The sequence below is a fragment of the Pseudomonas imperatae genome (assembly GCF_057128625.1).
The window spans coordinates 440,946-465,043 of sequence record NZ_JBSKHP010000001.1; the positions used below are offsets into that span (position 1 = coordinate 440,946).

Annotated in this window: 21 protein-coding genes; 11 read left to right on the forward strand and 10 right to left on the reverse strand. The window is 59.8% G+C overall.

Features of this window, described 5'->3' with window-relative positions; genetic code table 11:
• Positions 1–62 precede the first annotated feature (62 nt).
• From ACWKWX_RS02065 to bglX, 3 genes are all read right to left on the reverse strand, one after another.
• Positions 63–1,406 carry a sigma-54-dependent transcriptional regulator gene (locus tag ACWKWX_RS02065; RefSeq protein WP_483826893.1) on the reverse strand — a complete coding sequence of 448 codons (1,344 nt, stop codon included), beginning with the start codon at positions 1,404–1,406 and terminating at the stop codon, positions 63–65.
• Positions 1,403–3,166, reverse strand: a complete 1,764-nt coding sequence (locus tag ACWKWX_RS02070) for an ATP-binding protein (protein ID WP_483826894.1) — start codon at positions 3,164–3,166, stop codon at positions 1,403–1,405. The genes ACWKWX_RS02065 and ACWKWX_RS02070 overlap by 4 nt, the downstream gene beginning before the upstream one ends.
• A gap of 194 nt (positions 3,167–3,360) precedes the next feature.
• Positions 3,361–5,655 (reverse strand): beta-glucosidase BglX, encoded by a 2,295-nt coding sequence (gene bglX / locus ACWKWX_RS02075; protein WP_416426670.1) that lies wholly within the window; start codon positions 5,653–5,655, stop codon positions 3,361–3,363.
• 376 nt (positions 5,656–6,031) lie between these two features.
• Here bglX and ACWKWX_RS02080 point away from each other — a divergent pair, with 376 nt between their 5' ends.
• The 4 genes from ACWKWX_RS02080 to ACWKWX_RS02095 all read left to right on the forward strand — a co-directional run bounded on the left by ACWKWX_RS02080 (position 6,032) and on the right by ACWKWX_RS02095 (position 9,983).
• Positions 6,032–6,256 (forward strand): response regulator transcription factor, encoded by a 225-nt coding sequence (locus ACWKWX_RS02080; RefSeq protein WP_473004367.1) that lies wholly within the window; start codon positions 6,032–6,034, stop codon positions 6,254–6,256.
• Positions 6,257–6,277: 21 nt separating this feature from the next.
• Complete coding sequence (locus tag ACWKWX_RS02085; protein WP_483826895.1) at positions 6,278–6,451, forward strand: hypothetical protein; 174 nt, start codon at positions 6,278–6,280, stop codon at positions 6,449–6,451.
• Positions 6,452–6,544: 93 nt separating this feature from the next.
• Entirely contained in the window at positions 6,545–7,759 is a 1,215-nt protein-coding gene (locus ACWKWX_RS02090) for a class I SAM-dependent methyltransferase (protein ID WP_473004365.1), read from the forward strand.
• Positions 7,760–7,880: 121 nt separating this feature from the next.
• Entirely contained in the window at positions 7,881–9,983 is a 2,103-nt protein-coding gene (locus tag ACWKWX_RS02095; RefSeq protein ID WP_483826896.1) for a S8 family serine peptidase, read from the forward strand.
• A 63-nt stretch (positions 9,984–10,046) separates the two neighbouring features.
• On the opposite strand, the gene ACWKWX_RS02100 is transcribed toward ACWKWX_RS02095, so the two are convergent.
• Positions 10,047–11,057 (reverse strand): DUF4917 family protein, encoded by a 1,011-nt coding sequence (locus tag ACWKWX_RS02100; protein ID WP_476299917.1) that lies wholly within the window; start codon positions 11,055–11,057, stop codon positions 10,047–10,049.
• Positions 11,058–11,181: 124 nt separating this feature from the next.
• Between ACWKWX_RS02100 and ACWKWX_RS02105 the strand changes: the two genes are divergently transcribed.
• Positions 11,182–12,270 carry a glycerophosphodiester phosphodiesterase gene (locus ACWKWX_RS02105; protein WP_483826897.1) on the forward strand — a complete coding sequence of 363 codons (1,089 nt, stop codon included), beginning with the start codon at positions 11,182–11,184 and terminating at the stop codon, positions 12,268–12,270.
• Between the two features lie 461 nt (positions 12,271–12,731).
• Positions 12,732–13,814: a type I restriction endonuclease gene (locus tag ACWKWX_RS02110; RefSeq protein WP_483826957.1), complete on the forward strand. Its 1,083-nt coding sequence runs from the start codon at positions 12,732–12,734 to the stop codon at positions 13,812–13,814.
• 658 nt (positions 13,815–14,472) lie between these two features.
• On the opposite strand, the gene ACWKWX_RS02115 is transcribed toward ACWKWX_RS02110, so the two are convergent.
• Complete coding sequence (locus tag ACWKWX_RS02115; RefSeq protein WP_416426657.1) at positions 14,473–14,694, reverse strand: hypothetical protein; 222 nt, start codon at positions 14,692–14,694, stop codon at positions 14,473–14,475.
• A gap of 273 nt (positions 14,695–14,967) precedes the next feature.
• On the opposite strand from ACWKWX_RS02115, the gene ACWKWX_RS02120 reads away from it, so the two are divergent.
• Positions 14,968–16,176 (forward strand): MFS transporter, encoded by a 1,209-nt coding sequence (locus ACWKWX_RS02120; protein WP_483826898.1) that lies wholly within the window; start codon positions 14,968–14,970, stop codon positions 16,174–16,176.
• 58 nt (positions 16,177–16,234) lie between these two features.
• On the opposite strand, the gene ACWKWX_RS02125 is transcribed toward ACWKWX_RS02120, so the two are convergent.
• Entirely contained in the window at positions 16,235–16,516 is a 282-nt protein-coding gene (locus ACWKWX_RS02125) for a type II toxin-antitoxin system prevent-host-death family antitoxin (protein ID WP_483826899.1), read from the reverse strand.
• Between the two features lie 243 nt (positions 16,517–16,759).
• Positions 16,760–16,957: a hypothetical protein gene (locus ACWKWX_RS02130; protein WP_483826900.1), complete on the reverse strand. Its 198-nt coding sequence runs from the start codon at positions 16,955–16,957 to the stop codon at positions 16,760–16,762.
• Between the two features lie 451 nt (positions 16,958–17,408).
• On the opposite strand from ACWKWX_RS02130, the gene ACWKWX_RS02135 reads away from it, so the two are divergent.
• From ACWKWX_RS02135 to ACWKWX_RS02150, 4 genes are read left to right on the forward strand one after another with little or no spacing between them, the layout of a single operon-like run.
• Positions 17,409–17,690 (forward strand): hypothetical protein, encoded by a 282-nt coding sequence (locus ACWKWX_RS02135; RefSeq protein ID WP_483826901.1) that lies wholly within the window; start codon positions 17,409–17,411, stop codon positions 17,688–17,690.
• Between the two features lie 54 nt (positions 17,691–17,744).
• Positions 17,745–18,815 carry an ABC-three component system protein gene (locus tag ACWKWX_RS02140; RefSeq protein ID WP_483826902.1) on the forward strand — a complete coding sequence of 357 codons (1,071 nt, stop codon included), beginning with the start codon at positions 17,745–17,747 and terminating at the stop codon, positions 18,813–18,815.
• A gap of 3 nt (positions 18,816–18,818) precedes the next feature.
• Complete coding sequence (locus tag ACWKWX_RS02145; RefSeq protein ID WP_483826903.1) at positions 18,819–19,250, forward strand: ABC-three component system middle component 2; 432 nt, start codon at positions 18,819–18,821, stop codon at positions 19,248–19,250.
• Positions 19,250–21,067 carry an ATP-binding protein gene (locus ACWKWX_RS02150; protein ID WP_483826904.1) on the forward strand — a complete coding sequence of 606 codons (1,818 nt, stop codon included), beginning with the start codon at positions 19,250–19,252 and terminating at the stop codon, positions 21,065–21,067. Before ACWKWX_RS02145 ends, ACWKWX_RS02150 begins: the two co-directional genes overlap by 1 nt.
• Positions 21,068–21,236: 169 nt before the next feature.
• Here ACWKWX_RS02150 and ACWKWX_RS02155 read toward each other — a convergent pair whose 3' ends face one another.
• From ACWKWX_RS02155 to ACWKWX_RS02165, 3 genes are all read right to left on the reverse strand, one after another.
• On the reverse strand, positions 21,237–22,370 hold the full coding sequence (locus tag ACWKWX_RS02155) for a DUF6602 domain-containing protein (RefSeq protein WP_483826905.1): 1,134 nt from the start codon (positions 22,368–22,370) through the stop codon (positions 21,237–21,239).
• On the reverse strand, positions 22,345–22,554 hold the full coding sequence (locus ACWKWX_RS02160; protein ID WP_483826906.1) for a hypothetical protein: 210 nt from the start codon (positions 22,552–22,554) through the stop codon (positions 22,345–22,347). The genes ACWKWX_RS02155 and ACWKWX_RS02160 overlap by 26 nt, the downstream gene beginning before the upstream one ends.
• 413 nt (positions 22,555–22,967) lie before the next feature.
• Positions 22,968–23,723 (reverse strand): hypothetical protein, encoded by a 756-nt coding sequence (locus tag ACWKWX_RS02165; protein ID WP_110766557.1) that lies wholly within the window; start codon positions 23,721–23,723, stop codon positions 22,968–22,970.
• Positions 23,724–24,098 lie beyond the last annotated feature (375 nt).

The window sequence follows — 24,098 nt, forward strand, 5'->3', positions numbered from 1 at the left end:
GCTCCTACCACGGGCAGCGTAGGAGCCGACTTTAGTCGCGATGCAGGCGGCGCATGGTTTTGTCAGGCGAGGAAGTCTTCGCGTTGCAGGCCGTGGCGCTGCATCTTCTCGTTGAGGGTGCGGCGCGGCAGTTGCAGTTCGGCCAGCACCGCCTTGATATCGCCGTGATGGCGGCTAAGGGCCGCGCGCAGGCACTGGGCCTCGAAGGCTTCCTGCTGGGCGGCGAGCGACGTGCCGGGGCTGGCGGCTGGCGTCGCTTCAGGCGCTTCAAGGCCCAGGGCATGGCGCTCGGCGGCATTGGCCAGTTCGCGCACGTTGCCCGGCCAGTCGTGGCTGAGCAGTTGCGCCAGGCGTGGGGCACTCAGGCGGGGCAGCTCGCGGCCAGCCCGGGCCGCGCTGTGGGCGGCGAAATGCTCGAACAGCAGGGGAATGTCCTCGCGCCGGTCGCGCAGCGGTGCCAGGCGCAGTTCGGCCACGTTCAGGCGGTAGGCCAGGTCTTCGCGGAAGCGCCCGGCGCGCGCCTCCTGCAGCAGGTCCGGCTTGGTGGCGGCGACAATGCGCACGTCGATGGCGATGCTCTGGTTGGAGCCCAGGCGCTCAACCGTCTGCTCCTGGATCACCCGCAGCAGCTTGGCCTGCTGGGCCAGCGGCAGGCTTTCGATTTCGTCGAGGAACAGTGTGCCGCCATGGGCATGCTCCAGCTTGCCGATGCGCTTGCCCTGGGCGCCGGTGAAGGCGCCGCTTTCATGGCCGAACAGCTCGGCCTCGAACAGCGCCTCGGGGATTGCCGCGCAATTGAGCGCCACGAAGGGTTTCGCCGCCCGTGGCCCGCACTCATGCAGGCAACGAGCCACGCGCTCCTTGCCGCTGCCCGTCTCGCCGCGAATCAGCACGTTCACCGGCAGGCTGGCCAGGTCGAGGATTTGCCGGCGCAGCTGCTGCATGCCCGGCGAATGCCCCAGCAGGTCGGCCTGCAGGCGGTCTTGATGGCTGGCGCGGGCTTGCAGGCGGCGGTTTTCAAGCACCAGTGCACGCTTGTCGAGGGCGCGGCGCAGGCTGCTCAGCAGCGTGTCGGGGCTGAAGGGTTTTTCCAGGAAGTCATAGGCGCCGCCTTGCAGCGCCTGCACCGCCATGGGCACGTCGCCGTGGCCGGTGAGCAGGATCAGCGGCAGCTGCGGGTCGCGGGCCTGCAGCTGTTCCAGCAGTTGCAGGCCGTCCATGCCCGGCATGCGTACGTCGCTGATGACCACCCCGGGAAAGTCCGCGGCCAGCGCCGCCAGGCAGGCTTCGGCGCGGTCATGGCTGGTGACGGTAAACCCGGACAGGCCCAGCCATTGGGTCACGGCATCGCGGATGCTGGCTTCGTCGTCCACCAGCATCACGTCGCGTAGCGGAGTCGGGTTCATGGGGCCTCCGGTTCTACAGGCATGACCAGGGTGAGCAGGGCGCCGTTGCCCTGATTGGCAGCGCTCAGGTGGCCGCCGCTTTCGTGGGCAATGGCGTAGGACACCGCCAGCCCCAGGCCGAGGCCGTCGCCCACCGGTTTGGTGGTGAAGAAGGGGTCGAACACCGTGGCCAGGTGTTCCGGGGCGATGCCACCACCGCTATCGGCCACCGACACGCGCCACTGCCCGGCATCGCGGTCTATACGCACTTCCAGGCGGCGCTGGGGCTTCTGGCTCATGGCGTCGAGGGCGTTGCGCAGCAGGTTGATCAGCACCTGTTCCAGGCGAATCGGGTCACCGCGCACCCAGGCCGGGCGGGTCAGGTGCAGCACGGTGCTGACCCGTTCCTGGCGGATGCGCGGCTCCAGCAGTTGCAGCGCCTGGTCCACCACCTCGGCCAGGTCCACGCGCTCGCGCAGGCCCGCCGGGCTCTTGCGCGCGAAGGTCTTCAGGTGCCCGGTGAGCGCGGCCATGCGCGTGAGCATCTGCTCCAGCGGCAGCAGCGCCTGGTAGGCGTCGTCGACGCGGCCGTGGTCCAGCAGCAGGCGCAGGGTGGCCAGCTGCATGCGCTGGGCGGTCAGCGGCTGGTTGATCTCGTGGGCCAGGGCCGCCGACATCTGCCCCAGGGCCGCCAGCTTGGCGGCCTGCACCAGGCCGTCCTGGGCGGTTTGCAGCTCGCGGGTGCGCGCCTGCACCAGCGCTTCCAGCTCTTCCCGGCTGCGCTGGCGCACCAGGCCCAGGCGCCAGCGCTGGTACAGGAACAGGCCGAGGAACACCAGGGTCAGCCAGGCACCAGCGGCGGCCAGGGCGGCGTTGCGGGCGTCCTCGGCGGCCAGCTGCGGCTTGCGCAGCAGGTGCAGGGTCCAGCCTTCGCTGGTCAGTGGTAGCGACTCCCACAGGTAATCGGCGCTGCCATCCGGGCCGTCGACTCGTGCCAACTGGCTGTCGCCGTCGAAGGCCGCCAACGGCTTCACCGCCAGGGGGCTCAGCGGCTGGCGGTCGTACTGGCGAGTGCTGGCCAGCTCGGCCTGGTCGGCAGCGCTCAACGCCTTGAGCTGGCGGTAGCGCCAGCCCGGCTGGTTGGCGATGAACACGATGCCGCGGGCGTCGCTGACCAGCAGGGTGTCGCTGCCCTGGCGCCATTCGCGCTCCAGCTCCGGAAACTCCAGCTTCACCACCATGGCGCCGAGGAAGGCGCCGTGCTCGTCCTTCACCGCGCTGGAGAGGAAATAGCCCGGCACCCCGCTGGTCACGCCCACGGCGTAGAAACGGCCGCTGCCCTGGCTGCGGGTCTGCAGGAAGTAGGGGCGAAAACCGTAGTTCTGGCCCACGTAGCTGGTGGGCAGCTGCCAGTTGCTGGCGGCCACGGCCAGGCCGTCACGGTCGAGCAGCTCCAGGGTGGAGCTTTGCGCGGCCTGGTTGATCTGTTCCAGCTTGCGGTTCAATGCGTCCTGGGCCGCGGCGCCGACGGGGCTCTTGAGCGCCGCGATCAGTTGCGGGTCCAGCGCCAGCACGGCGGGCAGGCTGCGGTAGCGCTCGATCAAGGTGTGCAGGGAGTTGGCGTACAGCCCCAGTTGCTGATGGGCACGACCCGCTTCCTCGGCCATGGCCAGGCGTTGGGCGTGACGTATGGCCAGCAGGGCCGAAGCCAGGGTGCCGGCGATGATCAGCAGGGTGATCAGGGGCAGGCGCAGGGCGCGAGATGGGAAGCGCATGGGCATTGCCAATCGGTTGGGGGGCAAAACCATAGCACGATGGGCGGGTGTGTAACTTTGTCGCACATCATTGGTAATGCTTCGCCGGGGCCTGGCTTTCCCCAATATTCCGGGAAATGCGCGGCGCTTTCGGACGCGGCCTGCCGGCCGCTGCTACGGGATTTCGACGAACCCGTAGCAGCTGCCGCAGGCGGCGTCGCCTACAGCAAGGTAAAGCTCTGCTGCTTGACGTTTTGCGAGTCCAGGCCGATCTGCACCTGGAACTCACCCGGCTCCGCCGCATACTTGAGCTGCGGGTTGTAGAACTTCAGGTCGTCCTCGGTGAGGGTGAAGCGCACGGTTTTTTCCTCGCCGGGCTGCAGGGTGACCTTCTCGAAGTTCTTCAGCTCCTTGATCGGCCGGGCCATGGACGCCACCACGTCATGCACGTACAGCTGCACCACCGTGGCACCGGCGACCTTGCCGGTGTTCTTCACGGTCACGCTGGCAGTGACGGTGCCGCCACGCTTGAGGGTGGCGCTGGACAGGCTCACGTCCGACAGGCTGAAGTCGGTGTAGCTCAGGCCATAGCCGAAGCTGTACAGCGGCCCGGTTTCCTCGTCGAAGTACTGCGAGGTGTAGTTGCCCGGCTGGCCGGGGTTGAACGGCCGGCCGATGGTGAGGTGGCTGTAGTACACCGGAATCTGCCCCACCGAACGTGGGAAGCTGATCGGCAGCTTGCCCGACGGGTTGTAGTCGCCGAACAGCACGTCGGCGATGGCGTTGCCGCCCTCGGTGCCCGAGAACCAGGTCTCCAGCATGGCGTCGGCCTGCTTCTGCTCCTCGACCAGCGACAGCGGCCGGCCATTCATCAACACCAGCACCAGCGGCTTGCCGGTGGCCTTCAGCGCCTTGATCAGGGCTTTCTGGGTGTTGGGCAGGGCCAGGGTGGTGCGGCTGGCCGACTCGTGGGACATGCCCCGGGCCTCACCCACGGCAGCCACCACCACGTCGGCCTGCTCGGCGGCTTTCACCGCCTCGGCGATCATCTGCTCGGCCGGGCGCTTGTCGATGTGCACTTCCTCGCGGTCGAAGATAATGCGGTTGAGGAACTCGATGGCGTCCTGGTTATCGGTGACGTTGGCGCCCTTGGCGTAGATCACTTTGGCGCGGTCGCCCACGGCGTTCTGCAGGCCATGCAGCAGGGTGATCGACTGGTCGGGTTTGCCGGCGGCCGACCAGCTGCCCATCATGTCGATCGGCGCATCGGCCAGTGGCCCCACCAGGGCGATGGTGCCTTGCTTCTTCAAGGGCAGGGTGTGGTCGTGGTTCTCCAGCAAGACCATGCTGGTACGCGCCACTTCCCGCGCGGCCTGGCGGTGCAGGCGGCTGTCGGCGTAGGTGTCGGCCGGGTCGTCGCTGGCCTTGCCGATGCGGCGGTACGGGTCCTGGAACAGGCCCAGGTCGTACTTGGCGCCCAGCACCTCGCGCACGGCGTTGTCGACGTCGGCCTGGCTCACTTCACCGGACTTCACCAGCCCCGGCAGCTCCTTGCCGTACACCTGGTCGTTCATGCTCATGTCGATGCCGGCCTTGATCGCCAGCTTCGCCGCCTCGCGGTCGTCGCGGGCCACGCCGTGCTTGATCAGCTCGTGAATGGCGCCGTGGTCGCTGATGGTGATGCCCTTGAAGCCCCAGTCCTTGCGCAGCAGGTCTTGCATCAGCCAGGTGTTGGCGGTGGCGGGCACCCCGTTGATGGAGTTCAGCGCCACCATCACCCCGCCGGCACCGGCGTCGATGGCCGCGCGGTACGGCGGCAGGTAGTCCTGGTACATGCGCGTGGGGCTCATGTCGACGATGTTGTAGTCGCGCCCGCCCTCCACGCCGCCGTACAGGGCGAAGTGCTTGACCGCGGCCATGACGCTGTCGGCGGCGGCGACGTTGTCGCCCTGGTAACCCTTGACCATCACCTTGGCGATGCGCGACACCAGGTAGGTGTCCTCGCCGAAGCCTTCGCTGGTGCGGCCCCAGCGTGGGTCGCGGGCGATGTCCACCATGGGCCCGTAGGTCATGTCGATACCGTCGGCGGCCGCTTCCTGGGCGGCGGTGCGCGCGCTCAGGCCAATGGCGCTCATGTCCCAGCTGGAGGCCAGGGCGAGGCTGATGGGGAAAATGGTGCGCTGGCCGTGAATCACGTCATAGGCGAAGAACATCGGTATCTTCAGCCGGCTGCGCTGCATGGCCGCGTCCTGCATGGGACGGTTCTCGGCGCGGGTCACCGAGTTGAACGTGCCGCCGATGTGGCCGGCGGCGATCTCGTCGCGAATCTGTTCATGGGTCATTTCCGGGCCGATGGAAATCAGCCGCAGCTGGCCGATTTTCTCGTCCAGGGTCATGCGCTTCATCAAGTCGGCGATGAACGCTTCCTTGGTCTTGAGAGGAGAGGGGGCGGTGGCCGCCATGGCCGGTGGAAAGGCCAGGCTTGTAAGGATGCCCAGCAGGCACAGCTTCTTCATGAATAGCTCTCGTCATGGCTTGCAGTGGTTTGCGAAGGCAAACAGGCGAGCCCAAGAAGGTGGAACGAATGTTTTTGTAATGTGCGCGCTTCTTTTAGCCCATCGAGGGGCGGCAATCCAGAGTTGTTTTGCCCGGTGTCGTATTCAGGCTGCGGCGGGCGGCTGGCCGGTGAGTAGGAAACGGCGGGTGTTCTGACAGACGAAGTTGTAGGACTGTGTAACTTTTTCCTTATCTTTTTGTGGCCTTCTTCTGTTGTTTTTGAAAGTCAATGCGCGGCACTTCCTGATTTTATAAGTACGTATTTCCGTGCATTGTTTTTCTCCCTGCGCCTGACTAAGGTGCGCGCTTGTGCTGGTCGATGAGCAGGCAACCTTCATGCATTTGACCCCACGGGAGAAGGAAGTCCTGAGCCTTCTGCTGGCAGGCTCCACCAACCGGGAAATCGCCGAATTGCTGGGTATCAGCGCCTACACCGTGCGTGATCACGTGTCGGCGCTGCTGCGCAAGGGGCGCGCGCGCAACCGCATGGAACTGGCCCTGTCGCCGCTGCCGTCCGCCCCCGTGGTGGCCGCGGCCAGGCCTGCGGGGGTGTTTATCTGATCGAGTCCGGGACTATTTGAAATGCTGGTGTTATTGATAGGCGAGCTGATGCTGGCCATTGCCGTGATGGGATTGTGCGTATTGCGCATAGGCGCAGGTTCACGATTGGGCAGGGAAGCGCTGCTGCAGAGGGTGGTGATGTTCTATTCCGCCGTGCTGATGGGCGTGGGCGGCCTGGCTGCGGCGGCGTGGTAGCAGGGCCGACGTCCGGAATATGAACAAGTCCGTGCCCTGGCGGGCCAAAGCCCCGTAAAATGCGCACATCTTCATTCTCCCCAGGCTTTTCCGATGTCCGCCCCTGCTGCCAGCCCCAAGACCGCGACCGACCCGCGCGCCACCTTCCTCGACCTGCTGGGCGCAAGCCTTGAGCAGAATGCCCTGGTCAAGCTGGTGCTGGCCCGGCACGTGGGCGCCGAGGCGCAGTTGCAGCGGGTCATCATCAAGCCGGTGACGGTGAAGGAGCAGGCCTGCCTGTCGTTCGTCTACCGCTACCAGACCCGCGACATCACCAAGAACCTGGCGCTGGACGAAGCCCTGGCGCTGATCGCCGACCTGCTGCCAGCCAGCTTCAAGAACGCGCACCTGCTGACCCTCACCGACGAGGTGCAGCTGGAGTTCAGCAAGAAGAACAAGCCCATGCTGCACCGCAACGCCGCGCAGCAGCCGCGCCAGGCGGCCTCGGCCGAGCATGACCGCGAGAAGAAACGCTACCTGGAACTGAGCCGGCCGTTCCTGGTGGACCTGGGGGTCACCAACAAGCAGCATGAGCTGATTCCAGCCATGTCGCGCAAGTGGAAGCAGATCAACAAGTTCATCGAGGTGTTCTCCCACGCCTTCGCCGGCGCGCCGATCGCGGCAAACCAGCCGGTGCGCGTGGCTGACTTCGGCTCGGGCAAGGGCTACCTGACCTTCGCCATCCACGACTACCTGCGCAACACCCTGGGCCGCGAGGGGCAGGTGACGGGCGTGGAGCTGCGCGAAGACATGGTCACCCTGTGCAACACCGCCGCGGCGCGCCTGGACCACCCCGGCCTGGTGTTCGAGCACGGCGACGTGCGCACCGTGGTGCCCAGCGCCATCGACGTGATGATCGCCCTGCACGCCTGTGACATCGCCACCGACTATGCCATTCACACCGGCATCCGCACCGGCGCGGCCATCATCATGTGCTCGCCGTGCTGCCACAAGCAGATCCGCCTGCAGATCCAGAGCCCTGGCCTGCTCAAGCCCATGCTGCAATACGGCCTGCACCTGGGCCAGCAGGCCGAGATGGTCACCGACAGCCTGCGCGCCCTGTACCTGGAAGCCTGCGGCTACGACACCAAGGTGTTCGAGTTCATCTCGCTGGAGCACACCAACAAGAACAAGATGATCCTGGCGGTGAAGCGCGCCGAACCCCAGGACCCGCGTGCGCTGCTGGAAAAGATCGAGGCGCTGAAGGCGTTCTATGCCATCCAGGAGCATTGCCTGGAAACCCTGCTCAAGGCCGACGGCCTGATCTGAAGCCCGCGTTTCCGACGCCAGCGTAGGACGGTTCTTTTTTGCCGTCCGAGGCTTGATGTCGGATAGGCAGCCCCTCCGTACCCCGTGACACTCGCCTTTTTTCCACGGGCGAGGTGCTCATATGGGCAATGGCATTTACTTCCTGGCGGCGCTTTGCTGCGGCGCAGGCCAGGCCTGGGCGCAAGAGCCGCCCAGCGACCCCGACTACCCACTGCAAACCTACCTGCACCAGAGCAATGTACCTGGGGTGTGGGCGCGCTATAGCGGCCAGGGCGTGCGCATCGGCCAGTTCGAGGCGCACGGCAAGGCGCACAAGAAGGCGTTCGCCTACCACGATGAAGACCTGCTGCCCAACGTCGACCCCCAGTGGCAGGCCAACAGCGTGCCCTGGCTGTGGGGCAGCAAGGCCAGCCCCGACCCCCATGCCCAGCACGCCAGCAGCGTGGCCGCGGTGATGGTGGCCGCGCGCAACAGTCAGGGCACCGTGGGCGTGGCGCCCCAGGCAACCATTGGTGGCCACTGGGTGGGCGGGCAGCTGGAAACCCTGGCCAAGCTGAAACGCTACGATGTAGCCAACCTCAGCTGGGGCGCCATCGGGCGTTTCGAGCCGGTGCTGCAGGTGCCGGCCATTGGCGCGGTGCCGGTGCAGTACCGGCGGGCATTGAGCGAAGGCCGCGACGGGCTGGGCACGGTGATCGTGATGAGCGCCGGTAACGACCGCCAGGCCGGTGGCAACACCAACTACGCCAGCCTGAGCAATATGCGCGGCAACATCATGGTCGCCGCCACCTGCCCGCCGCCGCGCAGCCAGCCGTGCGCGGCGCCGGGCTTTTCCAGCCCCGGCGCCAACCTGCTGGTCAGCGCACAGGGGGTGGGCGTGTTTACCCGGGTGGGGGTGCCCCAGGCCGGCACCAGCCTGGCGGCGCCGATTGTCAGCGGCATCGTAGCGCTGATGCTGCAGGCCAACCCGCGCCTGGGCTACCGCGATGTGCAGGACATCCTCACGCTCACCGCCCGCCAGGTGCGCGACCCGTCTACCGACTGGCAGTACAACGCCAGCCGCCAGTGGAACGGCGGCGGCATGCATGTCAGCCACGACTACGGCTACGGCGAGGTCGACGCCCAGGCCGCCGTGCGCCTGGCCCAGGACTGGCCGGCGCGGCAGCGGTTCGCCAACGAGGCGCTGCTGGAGCAGCCGCTGGCCAGCCGCCGCGGCGAGTTCGCCATTCCCGACAACGACCCTGGCGGCCTGAGCTACGCCATGCCATTGGCGGACGCGCGCCTGCGCGTCGAGCACGCGCTGGTCGAGGTCAAGCTGACGCACCAGCGGCCCGGGGATCTGCAACTGGTGCTGGTCTCACCGTCGGGCACCCGTTCGCTGCTGATGGACCGGCCTGGCAAGCCGCCCGCCGATGGCGCCCATGCCGGCGACCTGCGCTTCCACCGCAAGCAGAGCCTGGACTTCATCTTCAGCACGGCACGCCTGCGTGGCGAACCGGCGTCGGGCGAGTGGCGGCTGCTCATCACCGACCTGGCCCAGGGCAGCACCGGGGTGCTGCACAGTTGGCGCCTGAACCTGTTCGGGCGCCAGGACAACGGCAATGATCACTACGTGTACACCAACGAGTTCGCCACGTTGCAGGCCCCTGCACGCAAGAGTCTGCGGGACGTGAACGGTGGCATCGACACCCTCAACGCGGCCGCTATCAGCAGTGCTTCGATGATTGACCTGAACAGTGGCGAGGCGCGGTTGGCCGGGCAGGCCGTGCGCCTGGAGAACCCTGGCGAGCTGGAGCACCTGATCGGTGGCGATTACGCCGACCTGCTGATCGGCAATGGGGCAGCCAATGCGCTGCTGGGTGGTCATGCCGATGATCAACTGCGGGGTGGTGCCGGGGATGACTGGCTGGACGGCGGGCCTGGCCACGACACGCTCAGTGGCGGCCCGGGGCGCGATCGCTTTGTGATTCATGCGCGGGCCGGGGAGGGCGATACGCTGCTGGACTTCGAGCCGGGGCAGGATCGCCTGCTGCTCAGTGGCTTCGCCGAGGGCACCCGTCCGGCTTTCAGCCGCAGTGGCGAGCACACCCTGGTAACCTTGCCCCACGGCCAAGTGCTGAGCCTGCGCCATGTGCTGCCGGAACAGCTGCGCGACAGCGACTGGCAACTGCTGCCTGAACCACCGGCGCTAGACCTGCTGCAAGCCGGCCTGCCACCCCCGTAGCAGCTGCCGAAGGCTGCGTCCCAGTTGCCAGTGACGCGGCCTGGCGGCCGCTGCTACACCAGCCTAGCGTTTGCGCTTCACCGCAGGCTTTGGCACCGGCACGTTCAGCGCCGGCGCGCCCAGCGGGTGGCTGGTGGCGTCGAAGAACTGCACCTCGCGGCCGGCGAACAGGGTGGTGAAGTAGTGTTTCTGGCTGAGAATCCAGGCATCGCTCAGCGGGAAGATCGACACCGCCAGCTGCTGCACGCCGGCCTGTTCGATGGCCTCCAGCAGGTAGCGGTCCTGCTCGCCCAGGCTGTGGCCGAACAGGCACAACGGGCCCTGGTGCTGGGCCAGTTGCGCGTGGCACCAGCTCAGGTAGTCGGACTGGCGAATGGCGCGCAGCTTGTCTTCGCGACGACCTTCGTTGACGAACAGCGGCACCTCGCCAGGCTGGTTGATGGCGAAGCCGTCCAGCAGGGCGCTGCCCACCGCGTTGCGCTTGCGCGTGGTGCCGTCCACCTGGCGAATCAGGTGCAGGCCGCCGTGCAGGTGCAGCACGCGGGTGGCGTCGCTGCGCACGCGGCGCACGTCAAAGCCCTGGTCCACGTCGAACAGCTCGTCGAAGCCCTCGGGCGCCTGTTCCACCGCCCAGGTCAGCAGCAGGTCGTAGTTGCTCGAGTAAACCGTAGCGTATTCACGCAGGTGGCGGGCCATCGCCTGCAAGTGTTCGCCCGGTAGCAGGCGGAACGGGATGTGGGCGCTGCGCATGGCGTGGATCAGCGCTTCCTTGATCGCGTAATAGCGGTTCAGCGGTGCCGAGGCGCTGATGGCCAGCGCGGCGTTGACCCGCACCGTGGTGTTGAGGGCGCTGAGCACCTGCTCGAAATTCTCGGTGCCCATGGATTTGAACAGCGCCAGGTCGGTCTGCCCCAGGGGCTTGTTGCGCACTTTCTGCGCGCGCTCGAACAGCGAGTCGTAGGCAAAGTTGCGCCACAGGGCACGGCTGGCGCCGTTGCCCAGCAACAGGCCGGTGCAGTGAAAGGGCAGCTGCGGCCATTGGCCCAGGCTGGCGTCGAAAGCGTCGAGTTCCATGGCGTGCGTCTTGCTCGGGATCGGTTACAGGGCGCGACTGTACCATGGGGTGCGGGCGGGGAAACCGTCTTGTCATGTTCGTCGCCGACTATGCTGGTCTCTTTTGCCCTTGCAGGAAGCACCCATGTCGTTACGTTGGTTGACCACCGCTTTACTCATGACCGCCGCTGCCGTGGCCCAGGCCCAAGTGCCCACGGGCGAGGCACTGGCCAAGGCTGCCGGTATCCCCTGGCCGGCCGTGATCGCCCATCGCGGCGCTTCCTATGACGCGCCGGAGTCCACTCGCGCCTCCTACCTGCTGGCTCGCGAGCTGGGTGCCGACTACCTGGAAATGGACCTGCAACGCACTCGCGACGGCCAGTTGATTGCCCTGCATGACACCAACCTGGGGCGCACCACCGACATCGCGACGAAATTCCCCGAGCAGAAAGACCAGCCCGTCAACCAGTTCACCCTGGCGCAGCTGAAAACCCTGGATGCCGGCAGCTGGTACAACAAGGCCTATCCCGATCGCGCCCGCCCGGCCTACGCGGGCCTGAAAATCCTGACCCTGGATGAGATCATCGACCTGGCCGACCAGGACCCGGCACACCGCCCGGGGCTGTACATCGAGACCAAGGCGCCGCTGCTGTTCCCCGGCATCGAAAAGGAACTCACCGCCAAACTGATCCAGCGCGGCTGGCTGACCGCTGCCGGCGAGGTGGCGCCGGGGCACCGGGTAGTGCTGCAGACCTTCGAGAAAGGCAGCCTGACCCTGCTCAACCAGTTCATGCCCAAGGTGCCGAAGGTGTTGCTGCTGTGGGTAGGCGAGGGCAGCATCGACCCCGCCTCGCCAGCGGCCTACAACCCCGCCAGTGGCGAAACCAAGGCCGCCTACTACGCCCGCCAGCAACCCCGCGACCACGCGGCCTTCGAACAGTGGCTGGACTTCGCCAAGGCCAACGGCGCAGTCGGCACCGGCCCCTCGGCGGCCCTGACCCAGGGCGGCGACCAGAGCTACATGGACCTGGTGCAACCCTGGATGAACCAGCTCACCCACGCCAAGGGCATGCTGGTGCACGTGTACACCGTGGATGACTCGGTGGATTACCAGAAAGTCATGGCCGCGGGCGTGGACGGCATCTTCACCAACCGCAGCAGCGAGTTGCTCAAGTTCTACCACCGCCCCGCAAGCCGCAGCGTGCCGGCGATTCTCCAGGCGAACGGCTACTGACTCACCCTGACCCAGCGATCGCACGCAGCAGCAACTGTCTTGAAATGGCGTCGTCTGCATCGCGACTAAAGTCGGCTCCTACGCCGTGCGTGGTAGGAGCCGGCCTTGGCCGCGATGCAGGCGACGTGGTCTATGGGGTTTCCGCATTCGCGTAGCAGCTGCCGAAGGCTGCGTCCGGCGGCGGGCCTGTGTTGCGCCGGGACGCGGCCTGCGGCCGCTGCTACGGGCGGGCGCTGTGTCCCCTCAGACGTATGACCACCGATGTTGATCGCACCGTGCGCCAACGGGTTTTTGGAAGCCACGGGATGCAGCAAGGGTGTCCTAAGGGCGTAGGAAATTTCCTCTTTTTTTCCTCCTCTCGAACGAGGCTTTATTTGCATGGCTTTGTGGCTACGCTTGCTTATGGGCAGTTAGCCAGCATCGTTATCTACGGACTGAAAAAACACAAAAAGGGGCGGCACATGGAGTTTTTCGAGAAATTGGCCAGCCTGGCCGCGAAGGTGCGTCTACAAGGACCGGCGATCCAGACGGAGGAAGCCACCAAGAACGCATTTGTCATGCCTTTCATCAGCACTGTCCTGGGCTATGACGTGTTTGACCCGCAGGAAGTGACGCCTGAATTTGTCTGCGATGTGGGCACCAAGAAAGGGGAGAAAATCGACTACGCAATCATGAAGGACGGAGAAGTCCAGATCCTGATCGAGTGCAAAAAGATCGGTGAACCGTTGCAGATCAACCACGCCTCGCAGCTGTTTCGCTATTTTCATGTCACCAGTGCGCGGATATCTGTGTTGACGAACGGTCAGGTTTATAAGTTTTTCACTGACCTTGATGCACCGAATAAAATGGATGAAAAACCGTTTCTAGAGCTCGATTTGCTCGATATCGATGAGTACTCGGTCCCAGAGCTCACCAAGCTGACAAAGGGTGCCTTTGATGTCGACTCGATTATTAGCGCTGCAGGCGAGCTGAAGTACGTCAGTCAAATAAAAAAGCTGATAGCTGCGCAATTCACCAAGCCTGAGGACGACTTCGTCAAGGTGTTCACGACGCGTGTCTACGACGGTGTCATCACCCAAAAGGTCAGAGAGCAGTTCACTGAACTCACCCGGAAGGCGCTCATTCAGTTTCTAAACGATCAGATCAACGACCGGCTGAAATCTGCGATGAGTGGAGTGGTTCAGCCCGCCCTCGCAACTGTAGCGACGGCTGTCGAAGCGGCTAACAGTGCGGTTGATGACGAGTCTGACGATAAGGTGATCACTACCCTCGAAGAGCTGGAGGGTTACCACATCGTGAGGGCCTTGGTCCGGTCGGTGGTGGATGCGAAGCGCATTGTCCAGCGTGATACGCAAAGCTATTTCGGGATCCTGCTGGACGACAATAACCGGAAACCTATCTGCAGATTGCATTTCAACCGTAGCCAGAAATATATCGGTATCTTCGACGAGGCAAAGGTTGAAACCCGTCACCCAATATCTTGCGTGGATGATATTTACGAATACTCGGAACAGCTGAAAAAAACCGTGGGGTTTTACCAGTGATAGGCTTTCTCAGGTGAATAGCCAGAGTCTGGGGCCTGGCGCCCCAGACGGTATAGCTCAGAAAATCAGTCCTTTATCGATACCCAAGGACGTTTGATACGCTGTTTTTTTGCTAGTCGATAAACGTATTCACGCCCTGGATGGCGGGTCCAACGCAGGTTTTCGATCAGCGTGCGTTCGTCAGCGTTGAGACGAACATAGCCCATACTCCGGAGGGCTTGGGACAAAGCTGGATTGCTCATAAGGGTTTCTCTGTGGTTGGTCTATGTCTGCTTCCTGACGCCAATCAGGAGGGCAGAACCGTACGGGTTGGCGTACCGGCCACAGTCCGGCGTGCCCAGGGGCACCCACGCACGATCCTGCCCATAAAGAGCATAGCCATGCTGCGAACGACTTAGCCGTCTAAACGGGGATGTCTGTCCGCCTGTGAGTACCAGGACGCCAATCCTGTGACGCCGATATAAAGCGCCGGAGGGGACATTACCCTTCCGATCCCGCGCAGACAACCCTAGCACCTAAAAGAACATTGCCCCCAGAGTTCACCGCCCCGCAGAACGGAGTTGTCATTCCTGTAGTTTCGAGAAGTCGCCGCTGTGGCTGGCCAACGGAACGCTCCGCGAATGAGTGAGCTGCAGAGGCCAGCGCCGCCTGGCAGCGCCTACAAATCCTGGCGGTCCTTGCGCAACGTGGCGATGGTGCGGTTGATGTAGTCGGCGTTGCGGTCCAGGGTTTCCAGGGCGCTGCGCACGTTCTCGGCGATATCTTCCGCCTCCCAGCGCACCTCGACCCACAGGGCCAGTTCCTCTACTGCGGCGGCAATCGCCAACTGGTTTTCATACAGCTTGTCCAACAGCACGGGTTGCAGCAGCTGGTCCGTCATGCCGAGCTCCTTGTTCCATAGGGCAGCTTGGGGGTCATTATCGGTACGACCTGCGGCGTGTGTAATCGTTCTGTTAATGTGTGGGTGGATCCATTGCCGACTATTTTTTTGCATTGATGGCAGTGTAGCTGTTGCCGCAGGCGGCGCTAGGGACGTTTTTTCACCGATCTCCAGTGAAAGTCGGCTAGATGGAATGGGTATTTGTGCGCAGATTCGGGATTGGCTTATAAAGATGCGTAGCCCTCGACCAATCCTCCAGCGCCAAGACCAACAATGACTGCACTCAATGATCCCCTTGCCGCCGCTTCCCCCATTGGTACTGATCAAACCCTGCGCCGGCGTTCGCTGTTCGCCGCGTGCGGCGCTCATGCCGTGCACGACGGTCTCACCGATCTCATCTATGTGTTGCTGCCCATCTGGCAGGCGCAATTTGGCTTGAGCCTGGCCCAGGTGGGGCTCTTGCGCGGCGCGTACTCGGGCACCATGGCCGGTCTGCAACTGCTGGCCAGCCGCGCGGCCCGGCGTTGGGGCCGGGAGCGGTTGCTGGTGGGCGGCACGGCGTTGGCCGGGCTGGCGTACCTGCTGGTTGGCCAGGCCGGCGGCCTGGCGGTGTTGCTGGTTGCGCTGATGCTCGGTGGGCTGGGAGCCAGCGCCCAGCACCCGCTGGCGTCATCGCTGGTGACCGACAGCCATGAAGCGGGCGGGGGCGTGAAGCAGGCGCTGTCGCAGTACAACTTTGCCGGCGATATCGGCAAGACCCTGATCCCCGGCCTGGTAGGGCTGCTGCTGACGGTGATCAGCTGGCGCGCCAGCGCCACCCTTATCGGCCTGCTGGGTATCAGCGCCGCCGTGCTGCTGTGGTGGCTGATTCCCTCGCAAGCCGTGGCTGCGCTCCACGCCGGAAAAAACGCGAAGGCGGGTGCTGGCGAAGGTTCGGTGACTGGCCTGCGCGCGTTGCTGGCGACAGGTACCCTCGACAGCGCCGTGCGCATGGGTTTCCTGACCTTCCTGCCGTTCCTGCTGCAAGGCAAGGGCGCTGGCAGCGCCGGCATTGGCCTAGCGCTGATGCTGTTGTTCATCGGTGGTGCCTTCGGCAAGCTGCTGTGTGGCTACCTGGGCGCGCGCATCGGCATGATGAAGACCGTGTGGCTCACCGAGACCACTACCGCGGTGCTGATCGTGCTCGCGGTGTTCCTGCCGCAGTTCGCCCTGATGGCGCTGCTGCCGTTGCTGGGGCTGGCGCTCAACGGGACTTCATCGGTGCTGTACGGCGCCGTGCCTGAGCTGGCCGGAGCCGGCAAGCGCGAACAGGCCTTTGCACTGTTCTACACCGGCACTATCGGCGCGGGCGCGCTGGCGCCGGTGTTGTTCGGGCGGTTGGGGGACGCGACCGGGATACCGGCGGCAGTGATGACGTTGGCGGCGATGTTGTTGCTGACGGTGCCGTTGGCATGGGTGGTGGAGCGGGCAATGGACCGGTGATTTGACGTCATCCTGCACTCTGCGATGCAACCGGACACTTCAATTCGCTGGTACCCGCTTAGTTAAACAGAGCAGCCATGTCTTCGAGGCTCACGGTTTCGTTTTCCTCAAGGCTGTGCAGCCGCTCGATGGCCAGCAGCTCAGCGCGCAGGTCGTCGATTTCGTCCTGCATGGCCTGGTAGGCGTTCACGCCGATCAGCACTGCCGCCGGCTCATTGTCCTTGACGACCACCACGTGGGGTACGTCTCCATTGGTAACTTCTTTTAACCGTGCGCCGAAGGTGCGGGCCATGGTGGTGGCGGAGACTGCTTGATCGGCTCGGTCGAGAAGTGCGCTCATGGATTGATCCTCGGGCTTGTCATGCAGGAGATTGGATTGAGGTGGTCAGGTGTAGGCTAAATATTGCGGGTCATCATGCCCGATACAATGCGTAACGCCCTCGGGCGTTGAAGGTCGACTGTAAATCTTCAGCGCGCACGAACGCCAGCGCAGCCTGACGGCAGCGGCTACGGGTGTTTGAATATTCTGGGGGGAAATATCAGGCTGCATCAGCAGCAGGGCTGACGCTTGCCTTGAACGGTTTCACTGGCTCAGGACGAGCAGCGAGCCGAGGGGAATGCTGGAGCGGGTGAAGGGAATCGAACCATTATAGGACAGGAAATCTCGGAACTGTGTATGTGTGTAGGCGCGCACCCGAGGCAGATACTGTGAAAGCGTGTAGGTGTGTATCCTGAGGTGGCTGATTTTGCTGGGGCTCATCTCCACGGTTTGGAGATGCACCACTAATTCCTAACTCACTCACATGTGAACGAGTGTATGTAATCCGGATACCTCTGTTTTCTACCCAACTCCCCAGCCCCGGCGTCCCTGATCCCCGCGATATCAGTCATCGCTTACCCCTTCGCCAGCCTCATCGGGACGCGGGTCATAGCGGCAAACAGCGGGGCAAAAAAAATCCGCTGGCGTAGGACGTCAGAGCACATTACGCCTCCCCAGTATCACACCTCTGCGCAAAGAGATATTATCGTGCCATCACTCAAGTCGCTCGGGTGCCCAGTCAACATCCCGACAGGGAGAAGGGCTCTCGCTGGAGCTCAGCATGGATCGGCTGCACCAACTCGCAATTGTTAATACAAACATCGAACATATCCCGAGGTTTTCGAATCGGGCTTTTTTGTCGTGCTTGAAAATTAATAAATAACACTCTAATTGTATCCAGGGAGGCATATAAATGAATGAACCTGACCAAGGCTATATATTCAATCCTGCAGATCTCGTCGAATATGCGATGGATAAGCCGATTGGCGCTGCACGGGCAGCATTGACGGTGGCCTTGGAAAAGGCTGATGTTCATGTTGATATCGTTATCGAAGAGCTTTCAGAAAACATGGAGTTGAATCAAGGTTTTCTAAAAGAGCTTTCTGGCGCATTGCGGAAAAATCCTAGTAAGGTGCTTGGCGGTATGCCAAACCGCATCAAGGGCCTCCAGTTTGAGCGCGATATCGGACTATGATTAATTTTGATCTGTTTTTTACGCATAAGGCATCTACGTGGAGCAGGGTGGCCAATGTCTATCGGTGAGAATGCCATAAAAGTCCCTCCGGCCCCGGAGCTTATGCTGACTGCACTTGACGTGCAAAAAGGAGAGCCGGTTCACCCCTTGGATCGTCTGATGATAATGTCGGCTGATGAGTGGGAGATATTTACCCTAGAACTGGTTTTTTACTTTGATAAGCACTACGAGCAGGTCACACGTTGTGCGGGTGCTGGGGACAAAGGGCGGGATGTCATCGCTCGGTTCTCATCGGGATGGGATAACTACCAGTGCAAGCACTATGGTAGGAAATTAAATGTTGCAGATGTTGTGGCTGAGCTCGGTAAACTGGTTTTCTACACGTGGAGAGGAGACTATACCCTTCCGCAAGTTTATCGTTTCGTTACGCCGAAAGGTTGCAGCTCTGATTGCATTGACATGCTGGTCAATAAATCACGCATCAAGACCGAGATCATAGCTCGATGGGATGTCGAGTGCCGTGACAAAATCACGAAGACAGAGTCAATCCTGCTGGAAGGTGATTTTCTGGATTACTTGAATTCTATTGATTTTTCATTCGTTGACGAAATGTCGTCTCTGGAACTTGTAGACAAACATCAGCAGACCCCGTACCACTCATCGCGTTTTGGTAGTTATCACCTAAAACGTCCGCAGTTGAAGAAAGATGTTCCTGTGTCTGTCGGGGACAATGAGAGAATTTATATTGAGGCTCTTTTGCATGCATTTTCCGATGTTGATGGAAAAGAGTATTCACATGCAGATGCTTTGACTAGTGACTATGCAGAGGATCTTGAGCGGGCCAGGATCAACTTTTTCAGTGCCGAATCTTTAGAGGTGTTTTCGCGGGACGCATTTCCCGAAGGTTGTTATCGGGAGCTTAAAGAGGACTGCTATGAAGGCTTGCACAGTGTAGTGCGCCAGGAGCACAGAAATGGATACGAGCGATTTCTGAAAGTAAGCACCCAGGCAGTTAATGTTCCATATGACTCCCATCCACTTGTTCACTATATCCGGCCTTCCGATCGAAAAGGGCTGTGTCATCAATTGGTGAATGATAAAAAAATTAAGTGGGTAAGGAGATAGGTTATGAGTTCCAAGGATGTGTTTAATAGCTCTGTAGAGGTTGGAGCAAGGATCGTTATTTTGCTCGCTGGACTTGGTCGGAAACTTGATTTAGATGAGCTTGTATTTTTTGACTATGCATCGACTTATAGCGGCGATTTTCAGGGAGAGCCAAGCCTGCATCCAGTATTGCTGAACCGTCTTGCTGAGCTTGTTCGGAGGCGTGAAATCTTCCCTGCTGCCATAAAACTCTTTATATCAAAAGGACTTGTTAGCTCTCAAGTTGATGAGCTTGGTGTTCGATATTATGCAACTAGGGAAGGCGTTGAGTTTGCTGGGAAACTCTCTTCTGATTATCACGCCGACTTTTGGCGTCGGGTTTCGTGGGTCGAGGCGAACTTCGACCACCTTACGGCTCAGCGCAGCACTATTTATAAAATTGACAGGGTGGTCTGATGTTTATTGAAAGTGTTGTTGTCAGTGGCCCTGATCTCCCGGATGCCTCTGTGTATTTTACGAAGGGCGCTAACGTCGTTCAGGGTGGATCCGATACGGGCAAATCCTATATTGTTTCCTGCATCAAGTTTGCCTTGGGTGCGACGGAACCTCCCAAGCCAATTTCTCTTTCAAGGGGCTACACCTCCGTTAGGATCAAGTTTGAAAACGACGATGGAAGCTTCTTCACCTTAGAGCGGCCATTCGTATTAAACGCGAAAGCAACTCTAATCGATGAGAAAGGGGTGGTTTCGACCCTTGGCGCAAAACATAGTGCGAAAAGAACAGATACCATATCCAGCCATTTTTTGCAGAAGATGGAACTCGATGGGAAGTTACTGCTCTCAGGCGCGGAATCACTGAATAGTAGCTCTTTTTCATTTCGGGACTTTGAAAAGACCCTGCTGATTGATGAATCGAGGATCGTTGCCGAGTATTCACCCGTGGGTACTGGCCAGAATTCGGAGAAAACCAAAGAGAAGTCTATATTGAAACTTCTGCTCACAGGGCAGGACGATTCTGCGGTCAAAGGCGCGAAAAAAGATTTGGCGTCAAAAGCTTTGTTAAAACACAAGGTAGATGCCGTTGAAGAAGTTGTAACTAAATTCTATCCGGATGATGATGGAGCTCAGCTTCACGAGCTTCAAAGGCTAAACTCGTTCAAGACCCAGGTGACGGCTCGACTGGGCTTGGCTGAAGCGGAATTGAAAAGTGCTTTCGAATCCAGTGATGGTCTTTTTGAACAGAAAGCACGCCATATCTCCGAGCTAGAGGTGGCCGAGGTCAAAGTATCTGAGGATAGGGCGCTCTTAAGCCGATTTACCATGCTTGGCCAAAAATATGAGTCAGACCGTCAGCGCCTTGTTGGAATTGAGCAAGCGGCAACTCTGCTTGATGCTGCCGATACGGTGCATTGCCCCACCTGTGGGAACAATTTCGGCTCTGACACCTGTATATCCGATGTAGATGATATCCGGATGGGTGTTTTCTTCGAACTTGATCGCATCTCCAAGAATATCCTTGAACTTTCGGAGGCCCAAGGCTCTCTTTCTGCGGCGATTGAACGAAACACCTCCTGCGCGCAGTCCTCGAAAGCCGCTATTGCTGCGTTGGAGAAGCAGCTAGCCTCAGAGCTCCAGGAATCAGTGCAGGCCGTGAGTGACCTCAAAGAGCTTTCCTCATGCATCAGGCATGATTTGGCTGCTCTGGATGAACGAGTGGCCGCAAAGGCTAAATTAACCGAAGAGTTGAAACGGCTGGGCCTTCTCCTGCTTGAGGAACAAGACGGGTATACCGCTGATAGCTTCGAGGACGCCGTGAAACCGCTGGTTTCTGAGATTCAGTCGATCCTTGGCCGCTGGGGATTCCCAAATCATCTGCCAGTGGATTTCGATTTCAAAACGAGGGATATCACCATCGGCGGCAGCGCGAGAGGCCATTTTGGTAAGGGGTATCGTGCTGTTGCGTTCTCCGCCTTTGTCCTAGGATTGATGAACCTGTTAAAGCTCTCTGGTCGACATCCTGGCTTCGTTGTACTGGACTCGCCACTGACGACCTACAAAGAGGGGGACGAATTGCCAGATGAAGAGCGCGACGAAGTCTCCAGTGACCTCATCTACGCCTTTTATCGAGATATTGCGGACAGCTTCAAAGACTCTCAAATAATAATTTTCGAGAACCAAGAGCCTAGTATGTCCGTAATCCCCGCGCTGAATTATCAGCACTTCACGAAAAACCGGGGCCATGGCCGATATGGCTTCTTCCCCTTGAGAGACTAGCTTTCCTGTGTGCCCCGTGATCGATCGCCCGCTCTGGAGCGTGGTGATCGATACGATCGCAGGTTGAAGCGGGTTCTTGATCAATTATTACTGCGGCAGCGCGAAGCTCAAATACTCCAAGAGCTCTGGGCGACAGTTATTGACGATCTGTCGCCCGTTGGTTTCGTGATTACTCTTCAATGAAAAAAATCGTCATGTAGTGTGGCTTAATATCTTTTGAATCGCACCATAGGTCGAATCTTTCAGACTCGTGTGCGACAAATCCACTGTAATCATCATTGGTCAGAATGTGCGTTTTAGCATGAATAGGCCGCAGATGATTTCTTTCAATCATGAACTCCCTCGTGCTTATCAATTCGTCGATAATCACTTGCAAATCTTTTTCATGTTTTTGCGAAATGTAATTCTGCAGGCCGTCATCGAGCGGCAAGTAACCCCCATGTATCGCCATTATATCCGTGAGAGTAATTGCAGCAGGACTAATTGCTGATGGCTGCCACGATGCATCATCTTCTCGAATAAGATTTTTTTCCTTAAACTCAAGCCAATTGCAATGCCAGCCAGCCGCCTGAGGTGTTTCGATTCCCTTAGCAATCAAGAGGGGCTGCACGCTGTCCATGTGCAGGCCATCTCCCCATGGCATACCGATCTTGAAGTAGTGGGAGATTTTAGTCCAAACCATTTCCAAGATAAGCTTTGCGGAATTATATCTTGTTGAAACTACCGCTACCCATTCTCCGACATCACGTACTCCGATGAATGGAGTGCCGTTTCCTTTGATTAGGCAGTAATTATTTGACGTTACCAGACTTGGTATTCCTGGAATACCAACGCGCTCACCCAGCTTCGTAGAAGCTTCCAAAATTTTAACGAACGCTGCCCTCATGCCCTCTTCAGTTGTGTATCCCTCGTAGCCATGTATCACAGATATCGGAGCTAAGGACTCTTGAACTAAGCAGTAGAATAGTATCCCATCGGCTTTAGAAAGGCTGTGTATCTGGCGGTAATGCTCTGGTGCTGATTTGCCAGTTATTTGAGCAAACCATCTTCTTGCCAGATGAATATCTGGTTCATATCCTTCCTCCAGGCGTCTCTCAAAATGATCTGTGAATTTATTCCTGATTTTTGCCAAGTGGGTGATGGCGTCAGCATAGTCGCGTTTAACCAAGTTTTTTTTGACTTCGAAAATGCAAAGGATCTGCTCGATGTTATAGAAATACTGGTCACCTAGGCCGTATCTTGTACCCTTGCCATGAACTAGCATGCAATCGATTTGCTCAGGGAGAGTTTCGCCACCGACCACGACGAAACCTGATACAACTCGTAAATCGAGTTGCTTGGGGATAGAAATCTTGAAAAATCCCTTGCTTGGTAATCTCCTCGTAGGCACTACCAAGCGTTGGCATGTGCGGCATATGCACGTCGGCTATTTTTTTGACTTCGCTTTCGATGAATTTTTCAAGCAGCTCAGAAGATTTCAAGAGCATCAGAAATTTCCTTTTTCAGGTTGATTATCATCCTAAACCGATGAGGAGGTGCAATGCAGTGATTGCCGAGCGCGTCGAAGACGATGGATCTGACGAGCATCTGATCGTTTTGATCACAGCGGGGCCTCTGATACCCCCGAGGTCAGACAGGATACTTGGATCAAGCCTGCTAAGGATGGGGGAGGCTGTTCGATTACCAGGACTGCGGTTTAGATGAACATCGTGTGTTCAGGATCAGCCCACTCGATGCCCTCCAACGAAGGTTCGACCTCCCAGAGCTTGAAATCATAACGGCAGTGAAGCTTCCGGGTATCTCCAAACCAAGCACACAAGGTAGCTACCAGATGCATACCTTAGCGCGGATTACCCATGTGTCTAGCCACAACCGGGTAGCAGCAGTCAGGTAGCTTTAATCAGGTAGCAGCAGTCAGGATTGCAATAAGCTCCTCCGGCGTAACGATCTTCACGTTGTATTTCTGCGCATATAGCGTGCGATTTGAGGGGTGCAGGATTGAGCTGGTGCCTGCTCCCGCGCCTTTATCGTTGGTGCAGAAATACTCAAAACCGTAGCCATAGGTCGCAGCTAGTGCATCACCGTCCATCCATTCAGCTACCCCTTTTGCGAGCTTTTTCTCAGTGATCGGATCATCTTGAATCGCAGGTACCAAGCCTTTCTGCGGATCGTTGAGCATTGCCATCAGTGCTCCTTTGCCGCAACCAAGTGATTCGATGTACCTCAGGCACTCGAAGCTCCTGTTAATGCGGTCTTGGAGGGCCAAGGTTTCTGAAGCCTTGTATTTGTCCGCCAGGGGATCCCTTGGGGCTCCAATGCGAGGAAGATGGACGAAGCGAAAGCCTAGCGCGGCTGCCTTCTCGACTGTTGCTTCAAGGTACTCTGGGAGATCCGAGGGAGGGGTGCCCCGAGATTGGCTTTCTACCTTGTTGTCGACGGTTATCGTAATTGCAGGCCGGTAACTCTGGAGGTAAGCCTTCCGCGCGGTCTTGGGAATTGCCTCCAGGTTCACTATCCCTTCGAAGAAAAAAGGTGTGATTGCCTGTGTGGTGATCCGGGCATGGAGAGCCTGGACGGCAGGGGGCGCGCTCGCCCGCTTCGCTTCGTCTGCAATGTATTCCCAAACATTAGAGTCAAAGACTACTGGTACGCTCATGACGCTTCATTCCTTGTTGCTAAAGGCGGGAGCTTTCTATGGGGGGCGTTGCAGCAACTATCAAGCCTGTACCGCGCTGAGTTGCTCGCCGCGCCTGGGGTGGCGATGCCACTACCGGTAACCAGCACGTGTTTCAGGTCGGGAGTATGGGCTTCGTCATCATCAGCACTGCCTTGAGTTCAGCAATCCAGTCTAGCTGCAGAGCATCTGCTCGCCCCGTCGATTTCGCTGGGCGCTCGATGATTGCATGTTTTCTCAGTCATACCTGGCTCTTTTAAATCGGCAGGCCTTTATTGGCCGTTGGGATTGTTCCCCATTTAGGGTATGAATACCCACCTCGCATGGCGGTGGGCTGAGTTCTGTCCACGGCCTGTC